Here is a 12,648-nt window from a genome sequence, read left to right on the forward strand (position 1 = left end):
TGGATGGCGGGCCCACCGCACCGCACTGATCATGCATTTACGGGTCATGATCACCGACTGGGCCTGACGACCGCTACCGCAAGGAATACCTGATGAAGCACGTATCGCTGGGCGGACTGGATGTCTCGCGCATCGGTCTGGGAGCCATGACCATGGCCGGCACCTACACCACCGGCGGAGGACTCGACGACTCCGAGTCGATCCGCACCATCCACCGGGCACTGGACCTCGGGGTCACCCACATCGACACCGCCGAGATCTATGGCCCCTTCCACAGCGAGGAACTCGTCGGCAAGGCCATCAAGGGCCGGCGTGACGACGTCGTCGTGGCGACGAAGTTCGGGCTCGTCTCCCACGCCGGTGGCGGCCCCGGTGTCACCGACAGCAGCGCCGCCAACGTGAGGACCGCCGTCGAGGGCTCCCTCAAGCGGCTGGGCACCGACCACATCGACCTGTACTACCAGCACCGCGTCGACCGGAGCACGCCCATCGAGGAGACCGTCGGCGCGCTGGCCGAGCTGGTCGCCGAGGGCAAGGTGCGCCACATCGGGCTTTCCGAGGCCGGCCCCCAGACGATCCGCCGCGCGCACGCAGTGCACCCGGTGGCCGCACTGCAGACCGAGTACTCGTTGTGGACCCGCGACGTCGAGGCCGAGATCCTGCCGCTACTGCGCGAGCTCGGCATCGGCTTCGTTCCGTACTCGCCGCTCGGGCACGGCCTGCTGACCGGGCAGATCCGCACGGTCGACGACTTCGCCGACGACGACTGGCGCAAGTCCAACCCGCGTTTCATCGGCGAGAACTTCCAGCGCAACCTGCGCATCGTCGACGAAGTCCAGGCCATCGGCGCCGAGATCGGAGCCACCCCCGCGCAGACCGCGCTGGCATGGCTGCTGACCCGCGGCGACGACATCGCCCCCATCCCTGGCACCCGGAGGGTCGCGCGGGTCGAGGAGAACACCGCCGCCGACGGCATCGAGCTCACCGCCGCGCAGCTCGACCGCCTGAACAACCTCACCCCCGCGTCGGGCGAGCGCCACAACGAGGCGAGCATGGCCGGCATCGAAGGCTGACCGCTGTGCGCCGCAGCCTCCGAAACGACTGAGGCGGCTGCTCGCGCCGGGCACGACCAGCCGCTGGTCCCGCCGACACCGGCGCCCACCATCATCGGCAAATGGTCGTTGCCTGGCGAGGCCAACACAACATCTGGTGCGCCGAGATGTAACGGAGCCTGACATGGCCAACCGTCCCGCCCAACAAGGCTGGAAATCTTGGGAGTTGCTGCGTGGTGGGGTTTCGAGGCGTGTTACAACACTCGATGTTGGTCGTTGAATGTTCAAAGGAATAGATGTGAGCGCAATCCTCAGCAAATCCCGCAAGGCAGTCGTGACGGCCGCTGCAGTGTGCGGCATCCTCGGAGCCGTGCTCTTCTCGCAGGCGCCGGCCTACGCGGGCTCCGTGACCGGCTCGACGAGCTGCTCCGCAGGCTTCGTCTTCAACGGATCGACCTGCGTTCCTCGCTGACCGAAAGCGAGGCCTCCCGGTTGGTTGGGCCGCGACCTCCACGCCGGAGGCCCCGCTCTCACGGACGATGAGCGGCTGACCGGGCCGGGCGGATCACCTCTATGTACCGGGGCTGTGGCTGTCGGGCTTCGTAGGGGCTGGGTGCGGGTCGCCCGAGGCGGGTGTAGATCTGCTTCAACGATCGCGGTGATGGCGAACAGCGCGTGCCGCTCGGTGCCGAAATGCGCGGCACCGACGCCACCGCCGCGCCGAGTACTGGCCTGCTGCCTCGTGCGACGCCAGACGTTCCGCGGTCCATCAACGATCAGCGGATCGAATAACCGTAGGCCGACTGCCTTGAGTTGTGGGTGAGGTCGGGCCTGCGGTCGCCGAGTGCAGTCGCGGCAAGGCCGCTCCTCTCTGGGGTACGGAACCCGTGGGCAGCCAGGTGCCGGCCGGACCCCGGCCGACACCCGGATGTTCCAAGGAGGTTCGGGCGGCTACTTCTCCGTCAGCGGTGTGACGGCGATCTGGTCGATCACCGGGGCGTAGGGGGATCGCTGGTCGAGCTGGTTGTAGGTGTCGCCGTCGAAGTCGGGCAGTTCCTCGGCCGTGAAGGTGATCCGGTTCGTGCCCTTCTTCAGGGTGAGGGGGACGGTCAGGTCCCGGAAGCTGTTGAAGTGGAAGGTGGTCGGGAACAGGGCCCTGTGGGCCGGGCCGTTGTTGACCGAGATGTCGGCGTGGCGGGCGATCGGGTCGGGGTTGTAGTGGGTGGCGGGGAGCTGTTCGGCGTTGGAGTAGCGGATGGTCACCGCGTGCCGTCCGGATCTGGCGGCCACCACGTCGATGGTGAGGGCGTTGGCGGTCCCGTTGCCGATGTCGGTGACGGACTTGCCGCCTGCGGCGAAGGTGTACGCCTCGGTGGCCTTGGCGGCCCCGGAGGCGCTGCCGTCCTCCGCCTGGTAGACGGTGGGTACCAGCGTGCCCTGCGAGGGCGACACCCGCAGCCGGTCGAGGACCAGGTCGCGGGAGGTGCCGGTGACGGTGATCTTGTTGATGCCCGCGGACAGGAACATCCTGACCGTCTCCGTGCGCGGCTTGCCGTTTCCGATCCGGGGGACGTCGAGTTCCTCGCCGTTGAGTGACAGGCTTGCCCGGCCGCCGCCGAGGTGGTCGAGGGAGACGGTGGCCTCACCGTCGGTGGGGGAGTGGACCCAGAAGGTCGCGGAGGCGTCCGTGGGCAGCGGCACCGCGCCCGGCCCGGAGGCCTCGGGGTAGCTGTAACCGGGCCGGGTTCCGGTGAGCGTGGCGTACTCGGCCTCGTAGATCGCCGGCTGGATGACGTGCTCGTCGCGCAGGGCCAGGTCGATCTTGTCGATGATGGCGTCGCCCTTGGTGACGCCCAGGTCCGCGTCCTTCGCGGAAAGCGTGATCCTGTGCTTGCCGGCGGTCAGCTTCACGGTGGTGTCGGTGTGCCCCCAGACCACCCACTTGTAACCGAGCGTCAGGCGCAGCTCCTGCGGGTCCTTGCCGTCGACGCGCAGGAAGACGTTGGTGGGGCCCTGTTCCTTCACCCGGCCGTCCAGGTTGTAGGAGTTGGCGAAGACGCTCAGGTCGTAGGTGCCGTCCTGCGGTACGTCCACGTCGAAGGCGAGCACGCCGTCGGAGCCGGTGCGCAGTCCGCCGACGTTGTAGTTGCCGCTTGTCGCGAACTTGCCGACGTTGGAGGGTGTGCCCTCGGGACCGTTCTTGGAGTAGCCGCCGCCGGTGTAGGTGGCGTTCTCCGCCTCGTAGGACTTCCGCCAGCTGACGGAGGGCTCGGCCGGCTCTCCGCCGTTCCCGCCGGGGGAGAGGATGACCTGGTAGGCGGACATCTCGTTCATGCCGGTCATCGGCAGGGTCACCGTGCCGTCCGCGCCGACGGTGACCTCCTGGTCCGCCAGTCGCTGGGGCTGGGCCGAGTCACCGACCTGCCCGGTCCACGGGATCTCCTGCACGGTGGCGTGCACCGTCTTCCCGAACAGCTTCGGGTCGATGTTGTCGAAGACGATGTCCGCGTCGCCGCTCTTGCCGCCGAAGATCGCCCGGGACTGCTTCTTGTCGGCGTCCAGCGTGGCCACGCCCTGGAGGGTGTACTGCTGGTTCGGATGGGGAGCGGTCACCTGGACGGTGTGTCCGGACATCTGGCCGTAGGCGTTGAACAGCCACCACTGGCCGTTGCCCTTGTTGGCGTCGACGGCCGAGTCGTTGAGGTTGCCGTCGATGTTCCAGTACGCCAGGTCGGCGTCGATCTTCGACTCCTCGATGGCGGAGACCCACTGGACGACCTGGCCGGGCACGGACAAGTGGTAGTTGTGGCCGTACTCGTTGACATTGATCGGCAGCGGGTCGATACCGACCTCCTTCTCCCACCGCCGGTACTTCGCGACGCTGGTGCGGACCGCGGCGGGGCTGGACAGCTCGTGCCAGGTCATCACGTCCGGGACGACGTCGTTGGCCTTGGCGTACTGCAGGAAGCCCTTGACCTGGTCGAAGAGGAGGGAGGTGTTCGGGCCCGCGATCCGCGCGTCCGGGTCCAGGCTCTTGATGAGGCGGTAGGTCTCCTTCCACGCCTCGAAGAAGTACTGCGGATCGTTCAGCCAGGAGACGTTGTTGTAGCTCCACGCGCCCGAGCCGAACATGTTCCCCTCGGGTTCGTTGAAGGGGACGTAGACGACGTGGTCCTGGTAGTCGCCTGTCGTCCTGACCTGGGCGACCTGCTTTTTGATCTTCTCCTTGAAGTCCGCGAGCCGTTCGGGGCCGTTGGCGCCCGGCCACTGGTACGGGAACCCGCGGTAGATGTCGGTCATGTAGATGTAGACGTCCTTGCCGCCGGAGTCCACGAACGGGGGCAGGATCTCCAGGGCGTCCGCACCCGGGTGCTGCGGACCGTCCTGCGCCTTGGTGGACACCGTGCGCAGGTTCATGCCCTCGATGAGGTTGCGGCTGGGCGCCCCGTCGCCGTAGATCCCGTACAACGAGCCGCTCGCCCCGCCGTGGAAGGCACCGGTGTCGGTGGCCAGGTCGATGACGAGCTGTTCCGGACCGGCCGCCTGTGCCGGGCCCGCGGAGGGCACGGCGAGCATGGTGGCGAGGGCTGCGGCCGTGATGACGCCGGCTCCCGTCGTTCTCTGTCGTTGTCTCACTGAGGTCTCCGTGGATTCCGTGGATTCCGTGGCATCTCGGATGCTGGATCCGATGCGTTTCGTACGGGACGGGGCCGGTCCGTGCGGTGGTCTGGTCCGGCCACGTTCCGCCAGGGGCGAATCGGTTCGACATTGGGCCGCGCGACAGGAGTCGCCCCGGTTCACCGGCGCTCAGGCTCCGGGTAGCCGGACGCACTCGGCCGGCCTTCGGGGAGAGGACCGCGTGCCCTGGCGGCGGGTGTGCCGAGTCGGCGAGGCACCGCCGCCACGTACGAGGGCGACGGTCACTGGGTGGCATCCGCCGCCCGGAGGGGGAGCTCCGGGCGGCGGATGTATAGGGGGTATGGGCCCCGGCGACGCTCCGAGGCGTGAGTGACGCCTCGACGGCGGCCATGACCTCTCGATGGTTCGTCGAACCGGTTCGGGGAAGCTAGCATCGAGGAAACCAGCCAGCAATACCCCTGACGTAGATCTCTTCGACCGTGCATGGATGCCCACTCCCGACGGGGCCGGGCGTCCCGTCCCGCCGAATGTGACGCCTGGCCTGCTCGTAAGGGTGCTTTAACTCGGGCGGACCAGGCGTCTTGCCTCCGCACGGTGAGGTTTCCGGGCCGTTACGGGAAATTCGACGTGAGGCGTTGACACTCGTCCGGGTTGCTCCTACCTTCACTTCACGCGAACCGGTTCGACGATCGGCGCCTGGCTGATTTCGTTCCCTAGAATCATCGAACCGGTTCGCCCCATCTCGGCAAGGAGTCCCGTGAACATCGGTGAGATCGCCAAGCGGGCCGGTGTTTCGCGGAGCACCGTGTCGTATGCCCTGAGCGGGAAGCGTCCGGTGTCCGAGGACACCCGGCAGAAGGTCCAGCGGGTCATCGACGAGCTGGGTTACCAGCCCAATGCCAGTGCGCGGGCGCTGGCCAACGGCCGGACCAACACCATCGGTCTGGTCTTCCCGCCGGCCGGGAACCACTACACCGGCATGCAGCTGGACTTCATCGGCAGCGTCACCGAGGCCGCCGCGGCCTACGACTACGACGTACTGCTCTCTCCGAGCGGTGTGGACAGCGACCGCTCGTTCCAGCGGCTGCTGGGCGAGCGGCGGGTCGACGGCGCGATCCTGATGGAGATCCGACTGCGGGACGACCGGCTCGACCACCTCACCGCGGTGGATTTCCCCTCCGTCGCCATCGGCCGCACCGCCCACCCCGAGGGCAGCTGGTGGGTGGGCCTGGACCACACGGCCCTGGCGGCGGCCTGTGTGCACCACCTGGCGGACCTGGGTCACCGTCGGGTGGCCTTCGTCAACCGGCCCGAGCAGCTCCTACGGGCCGGGTACGAGTCCGCCCACCGGGGACTCGAGGGGTTCACCAAGGCCGCGGCGGAACGCGGTCTGACCGTCCGGACGTACTGCTGCGAGGACGACGCCGCCTCGGGCCTCGCCTGTCTGGAGCGGATCCTGCACGACGACCCCGCCACCACGGCCCTGGTCACCTTGAACGAGGCCGCGCTCGGCGGCCTCTACCGGGGGCTGGTCCAGGCCGGCCGCCATGTGCCACGCGACTTCTCCGTCACCGGAGTGGTGGCCAGCAGGTGGGCGGAGACGGTGACCCCGCAGCTCACCGCGGCGGACGTACCGGCGGAACAGATGGGCCGCCTCGCCGTCGAGCTGCTCGTGGAGCGGCTCGACCACCCCGACGCACCGGCCCGGAATCACCTGCTCGCGCCGCCGATCTCGTTGCGCGCCAGCACCGCACCCGCCGGCACCAGGCCCGCCGACCCGGCTCCGGACTTCGGCGTCCAGACGCACCCCTGACCATCGCCCCGCACACTCCCCTTCACCTCCGCACCCCGTACCGCCCGACTACGCAAGTCACCGTCCGGGTGCGGCGAGGCCGGCAGGTCCCGATCACCCCTCCCAGGGCACGCCTGTGCCAAGAGCCATGAGGAATACGCCATGAATCGATCTGCCAGACGGCGTCTCACCGCCGCAGTTCTGACCGTCGTCACCGTCACCGCCGGCGCCAGTGCGTGCTCCTCCGGATCGGGCGACACCTCCACGAAGGCCGCGGGCGGCGGTACGTACACGATCTGGGACCCGTACCCGCAGTTCAACAAGGGCTCGGCGTGGGCCAAGCTGCTGGACGACTGCGGCAGCAAGGCCGGTGTGAAGATCAAGCGGACCGCGTTCGACACCAGCGACCTGACGAACAAGGCGCTGCTGGCGGCGCAGCAGGACAACTCCGCGGACGTCCTCATCGTCGACAACCCCGTCGTCTCCACGCTGGCCGAGGCGGGGGTGCTGACCACGACCGACGACAACAAGCTGGACACCTCGACGGTGGATTCCAATCTGCTCGGGGCCGGCCAGTTGGGCGGGAAGACGTACGGCACGCCGATCGGCGCCAACACCCTGGCCCTCTACTACAACAAGGAGGTCCTCAAGGATTCTGGGGTGGACATCGCCTCGGTGAAGGACTGGAAGTCGCTGACGGCGGCGCTGGCCAAGGTCGACAAGGCCGGGAAGAAGGGCATCACGTTCTCGGCGATCGGGACCGAGGAGGGCAGCTTCCAGTTCCTGCCGTGGTTCTGGGGCTCCGGAGCGCAGCTCCCCGACGTCGACTCGACCGAGTCGGTGTCCGCGCTGTCGCTGTGGAAGAACTGGCTGGACAAGGGCTACGCCCCCAACTCGGTGATCAACAACACCCAGACGACCAGCTGGCAGGAGTTCGCGACCGGCGACTACGCGTTCGCCGAGAACGGCACCTGGCAGCTCGCCAACGCGGAGAAGGCCGGCTTCGACTACGGCGTCATCCCCGTCCCCGGTGTCGACGGCGGCAACGCGGCCGCCCCGACGGGCGGCGAGTTCGTCACCGTCCCGGTCCAGGGAGAGACCGGCCGCTACGCCACCTCCCAGAAGCTCGTGACCTGTCTGACCAGCGCGGACAACCTCCTCGCCACCGACACCACCCTCTCCTACGTCGCGCCCATCAACGAGGTGCAGGACAAGCAGATCGCGGCGAACGCCAAGCTGGAGCCCTGGGTCCATGCCGTCAGGGCGGCCAAGGGACGCACCAGTGACGACCTGGGCACCAACTACCCGAAGATCTCCGAGCAGTTGTGGAAGGCGGTGCAGTCCGCCCTCAGCGGGTCGGCGTCGCCGGAGGACGCGCTCGGCACAGCCCAGTCCGCCGTCAAGTGACCAGGACTGCGGCCTGCCGATGAAGCACACGACACCGTTGCCGGACCGCCGGCCCGTGCGCGACCGGAACGGAGCGGCGAACGCCGCCGCTCCGCCCCCGGCCGGCGCCACGGCCCGGCGCCGTCCCACCTCCCCACAGTGGGCCGCCTGGGCGTTCCTCGCCCCGGTCGTCCTCTACCTCGTCCTCTTCTACGCCTATCCGCTCTACCGCAACATCGACCTGAGCCTGCGGAACTACACCGTGCGCTCCTTCGTCCAGGGCGACGCGCCGTTCACGGGCCTGGCGAACTACCGGACCGTCCTCGACGACCCGGCCTTCGCCCCCGCACTCCTGCACACCGCGGTGTTCACCACCGTGTGCCTGGTCTTCCAGTACGCGATCGGCCTGGCGCTCGCGGTCTTCTTCCACCAGCACTTCCGGCTCTCGGCCACCCTTCGCGCCTTGTTCCTGGTGCCGTGGCTGCTGCCGCTGATCGTGTCGGCGTCCACCTGGTCGTGGATGCTGAACAGCGACTCCGGCATCGTCAACGCCGTACTGCACGCGGTCGGTACAGGCCCGGTGAACTGGCTGACCTCACCGTCCTGGTCACTGGCCTCGGTGATCATCGCCAACATCTGGATCGGCGTCCCCTTCAACCTCGTCGTGCTCTACAGCGGCCTGCAGTCCATCCCCACCAGCCTGTACGAGGCCGCCTCCCTTGACGGCGCGGGCCCCTGGCGACGCTTCTGGAGCATCACCTTCCCGCTCCTTCGTCCGGTGTCCGCCATCACCCTGCTGCTGGGCCTGGTCTACACGCTCAAGGTCTTCGACATCATCTGGATCATGACCAAGGGCGGTCCGGCGGACTCGTCCACGACCTTCGCCACCTGGTCCTACCAGCTCGGCTTCGGCAACCTGCTGCCCGCCTTCGGCCCCGGCGCGGCCGTCGGCAACCTGCTCGTCGTCGCCGCCCTGGTCTTCGGCCTGGTTTACGTCCGAGTCCAGCGAAAGCAGGCGCTGTCATGACGAGTGCACAGACGGTCCTGAACCGGCGCCCCCGTACGTGGTGGAAGACGGTCATCGGTCTCCTGCTGACCGCGGTCATGCTGTTCCCGGTCTACTGGATGCTGAACGTGTCCTTCACCCGCGACCAGGACATGCGCAAGAGCCCGCCGGACCTGTTCCCCGCCCACGCCACGCTGGAGGGCTACCGGGCCGTCGTCGACCAGCAGTTGCCCTACCTCGGCACCAGCCTCGTCATCGGCCTGGGCACCGTGGCCCTGACCGTGGCGCTGGCCGCACCCGCCGGATACGCGCTGGCCAAACTGCGCCCGCGTGGCGGGGGAGTCCTCAACTTCGTCCTGCTGGCGGCCCAGATGATCCCCGGCATCATCATGGCGATGGGCTTCTACGCCATCTACCTCCAGCTCGGTCTGCTCCAGTCGATGCCCGGCCTGATCGTCGCCGACTCCACGCTGGCCGTCCCCTTCGCCGTACTCATCTTCACCGCGTTCATGTCCGGGATCCCCGGCGAACTGCTCCAGGCCGCGAAGACGGACGGAGCCGGTCCCCTGCGCACCTTCTGGTCTATCGTCCTGCCGATGAGCCGCAACTCGATCGTCACGGTCTCGTTGTTCGCCTTCCTGTGGTCCTGGTCCGACTTCATCTTCGCCAGCACCCTGGTCAACGGAGGTGCCCACGAGCCGATCACCCTCGGCATCTACCAGTACATCGGCAACAACAACCAGGAGTGGAACGCCATCATGGCCACCGCCGTCGTGGCCTCGCTGCCCGCCGCGGTCATCCTCGTCCTCGCCCAGCGCTACGTCGCCGCCGGCGTGACCGCCGGCGCCGTCAAGGACTGACACCGGACCATCACCCGCACGCAGCCGTACCGTCCACGAGCCGTGTCGCTCGGCACTCGGTCGTGTCCCCTCTCCTCGTACCTTCCGGAGTCCCCAGCCCCGCCGACTACCGTGGCGGGGCCGGGGACTCTCGAATACACGGAGACCGGCGGCCTCCTCCCGCGGGAGTTCCCCGTAGGCAGGGCGGGAGTGGACGCTCGCGCCGCGTACGCGACCTCAAGGGGCAGACACCTCGCCCACGCGCACGTTCTCCGGTCCTCCTAGTGCACCGCACGCATCGTGTGGGGCGCTTCTGCGGTCCGGTCGGCTCAGCGGCAGCTGAACGAGTCGAGCCGAATGCGCTCCGGGCGGGGCGACTTCGCTTCCCAGTGCTGTGGGCGTCGATGGCGGCCACTTCATCCGAAACGTTCCCTGCGTGGCCGTGCTGTGCTGGAGGCGGGCAGATAGGGTCAGCGCTCCAGGAGCCGCTTGCCAGCCTCGTTGTGGCTGTCGCCGGAGGCCGGTGTGAGGTTGTCGAGCTTGGCGATCTGCTCGGCGCTCAGTTCGATGCCGTCGGCGGCGGTGTTCTCCTCGACGCGCTCGACGCGCTTGGTGCCGGGGATCGGGGCGATGTCGTCGCCCTGGGCGAGCAGCCACGCGAGGGCCACCTGCGCCGGGGTGGCGCCGACCTCGTCGGCGACGGCCTTGACCTCGTCGGCCACGCGCAGGTTGCGCTGGAAGTTCTCGCCCATGAAACGCGGGTTGGTCTTGCGCCAGTCGTCGTCGGCGAGGTCGTCCGTCGAGCGGATCTGGCCGGTGAGGAAGCCGTGGCCCAGCGGGGAGTAGGGCACGAAGCCGATTCCCAGCTCGCGCAGCACCGGCAGCACCTCCGCCTCCGGGTCACGGGTCCACAGGGAGTATTCCGACTGCAGGGCGGTGACCGGGTGGACGGCGTGGGCACGGCGGATCGTCTGCACGCCGGCCTCGGACAGGCCGATGTGGCGGATCTTGCCCTCGGCGACCAGTTCCGCCAGCGTGCCGACGGTGTCCTCGATGGGCGTGTCCGGGTCGACCCGGTGCTGGTAGTAGAGGTCGATGTAGTCGGTGCCGAGCCGCTTCAGGGATCCCTCGACCGCGGTGCGGATGCTCGCGGGGCTGCTGTCCAGGGAGCCGGCGGCGCGGCCGCTGTGGGAGAGGAATCCGAACTTCGTCGCCACGACGACCTCGTCACGACGGCCCTTGACGGCCTGGCCCACGAGTTCCTCGTTGGTGAAGGGCCCGTAGACCTCGGCGGTGTCGATGAAGGTGACGCCCAGGTCGAACGCCCGGTGGATGGTACGGATCGACTCGGCGTCGTCCGTGCTGTGTCCGGTGTAGAAGGCGCTCATGCCCATTGTGCCCAGACCGATGCGGGAAACGTCCAGGCTCCCCAGCTTGATGTGCTTCATGGCTACAGCTCCGTATTTCTCTCGGTTGCCTGCGGACGCGTCCGCACCACTCGCTGGATGCCGCTTGTACGGGGAGGCTCGTACGAGAAGAAGCAGCGGTTGTCGTGCTCCCCGAGTCGCTTCGGGCGGGACTCGGGTCCTCCTGCGGCGGTGCCGCGGTGCGTGTCGATCCTGTCTCTGAACAACATCGACCCTGCCCGCATCGGCCGCCACAAGGGAGTCCCTGTTGAGCCAGGGAGCGCGGTTCGGGGGTGTGACAGGGCCCCCCATGCGACTACCTCGCAGGTCACAGCACTGCGACACTGAAGTCATGACGAGTCAGCAGGAGCATGGCACCGAACTGGGGCGCTTCCTGCGCGCCCGCAGGGCCCAGGTGACCCCCGTCGAGGCCGGCCTGACCGCCGGCACCGGTCGGCGCCGCACGCCCGGGTTGCGCCGTGAGGAACTGGCCACCCTGGCCGGGATCAGCGTCGACTACTACGTCCGCCTGGAACGCGGCAAGGAGAACCGTCCCAGTCCCTCGGTGGTCGACGCCCTGGCCCGTGCCCTCTTGCTGGAAGACGAGGAGCACGAGCACCTGCGCAGCCTGGCCGCCCTCGCGGCACGGACCGCATCGGAGCCACCGCCGGCGCCCAGCCGCACTGTACGTCCCGGTGTGAAACTGCTGCTGGAGAGCCTGCGGCCCAACCCCGCCTACGTGGTCAGCCGCACTTTCGACCTGCTCGCCCACAACCCGGCCGGGCTGCGACTCCTCCCCGGCATCGAGGACTGGCCGGCCAGGCAGCGCAACACCGCGCGCTACTCGTTCCTCCACCCTGCGGCCCCCGAGGTGTTCGACGACTGGAAGAACTCGCTGCGCGGCTGTGTGGCACGCCTGCGCGCCGTGGCCGGCACCGATCCCGATGCCCCCGACCTCGCCCAGCTCGTCGGTGAACTCCTCCTCAAGAGCCCGGAGTTCGCCCGCCTCTGGGAACGGTACGACGTCCGAGGACGCGCATACGGCCACAAGACCTATCACCACCCGGAGGTCGGCACCCTCACCCTGGGCTACCAGTCCATGCAACTGGAGGGCACCCCTGGCCAGCGCCTGGTCACGTACTACGCCGAGCCCGGCACACCCGAGCACGACGCGATCGTCCTCCTCGACATGACCGCGCAAGAGCACTCCGCGAAGGCTTCGCCCCGCAACGGCCGGTTTTCGGCAACCGCTCCGGGCGAGGCACCGTCATCTTCGCTCTGACCGTGGTCGGTGGGCGGAAATGGAGATCCGCCCTGCATGGCAGGGTCTGACTTGACCTGCGTGGTCGCGAACAGGAACAGCGTGGGCCGTGACCGGAGTACGTGCCGCTCGCCGCAGTCGAGCCCCGGTAGTAGCCCTCTCGAACGTTTTCCGACCTTGTAACGCGTCTCCACGGGGGAAGCTCAGGTCGCCGTGTTTCGTGCGACCTGCTGGGAGATGCCGGGGCTGCGTAACGTTGGTCCTGGA

General features: G+C 68.4%; 9 protein-coding genes. 7 read left to right on the forward strand and 2 right to left on the reverse strand.

All coding sequences use genetic code 11. The annotated features are described in order from the left end of the window. Positions 1-92: 92 nt before the first annotated feature. Together OG622_RS28850 and OG622_RS28855 are read left to right on the forward strand one after the other, a co-directional pair. Positions 93-1,073, forward strand: a complete 981-nt coding sequence (locus tag OG622_RS28850) for an aldo/keto reductase (protein WP_371579532.1) — start codon at positions 93-95, stop codon at positions 1,071-1,073. Between the two features lie 277 nt (positions 1,074-1,350). Beyond that, positions 1,351-1,524: a hypothetical protein gene (locus OG622_RS28855; RefSeq protein WP_371579533.1), complete on the forward strand. Its 174-nt coding sequence runs from the start codon at positions 1,351-1,353 to the stop codon at positions 1,522-1,524. A gap of 479 nt (positions 1,525-2,003) precedes the next feature. Here OG622_RS28855 and OG622_RS28860 read toward each other — a convergent pair whose 3' ends face one another. Continuing rightward, positions 2,004-4,628, reverse strand: coding sequence for a cellulosome protein (locus OG622_RS28860; RefSeq protein ID WP_371584250.1), 2,625 nt, complete (start codon positions 4,626-4,628; stop codon positions 2,004-2,006). Positions 4,629-5,448: 820 nt separating this feature from the next. Between OG622_RS28860 and OG622_RS28865 the strand changes: the two genes are divergently transcribed. From OG622_RS28865 to OG622_RS28880, 4 genes are all read left to right on the forward strand, one after another. Beyond that, positions 5,449-6,504, forward strand: coding sequence for a LacI family DNA-binding transcriptional regulator (locus tag OG622_RS28865; RefSeq protein WP_371579534.1), 1,056 nt, complete (start codon positions 5,449-5,451; stop codon positions 6,502-6,504). A 141-nt stretch (positions 6,505-6,645) separates the two neighbouring features. Continuing rightward, entirely contained in the window at positions 6,646-7,890 is a 1,245-nt protein-coding gene (locus tag OG622_RS28870) for an extracellular solute-binding protein (protein WP_371579535.1), read from the forward strand. Between the two features lie 19 nt (positions 7,891-7,909). After that, positions 7,910-8,896, forward strand: coding sequence for a carbohydrate ABC transporter permease (locus tag OG622_RS28875; protein WP_371579536.1), 987 nt, complete (start codon positions 7,910-7,912; stop codon positions 8,894-8,896). Next, complete coding sequence (locus tag OG622_RS28880; RefSeq protein ID WP_371574175.1) at positions 8,893-9,735, forward strand: carbohydrate ABC transporter permease; 843 nt, start codon at positions 8,893-8,895, stop codon at positions 9,733-9,735. Before OG622_RS28875 ends, OG622_RS28880 begins: the two co-directional genes overlap by 4 nt. Positions 9,736-10,184: 449 nt before the next feature. Here the strand turns inward: OG622_RS28880 and OG622_RS28885 are convergent, their stop codons facing one another. Then, positions 10,185-11,162 (reverse strand): aldo/keto reductase, encoded by a 978-nt coding sequence (locus OG622_RS28885; protein WP_371579537.1) that lies wholly within the window; start codon positions 11,160-11,162, stop codon positions 10,185-10,187. 310 nt (positions 11,163-11,472) lie between these two features. On the opposite strand from OG622_RS28885, the gene OG622_RS28890 reads away from it, so the two are divergent. Beyond that, a complete protein-coding gene (locus OG622_RS28890; RefSeq protein WP_371579538.1) occupies positions 11,473-12,402 on the forward strand; it encodes a helix-turn-helix transcriptional regulator in 930 nt (309 codons plus the stop codon). The last annotated feature ends 246 nt before the right edge of the window (positions 12,403-12,648 follow it).

The sequence above is a fragment of the Streptomyces sp. NBC_01314 genome, from assembly GCF_041435215.1.
Taxonomy (GTDB): domain Bacteria; phylum Actinomycetota; class Actinomycetes; order Streptomycetales; family Streptomycetaceae; genus Streptomyces.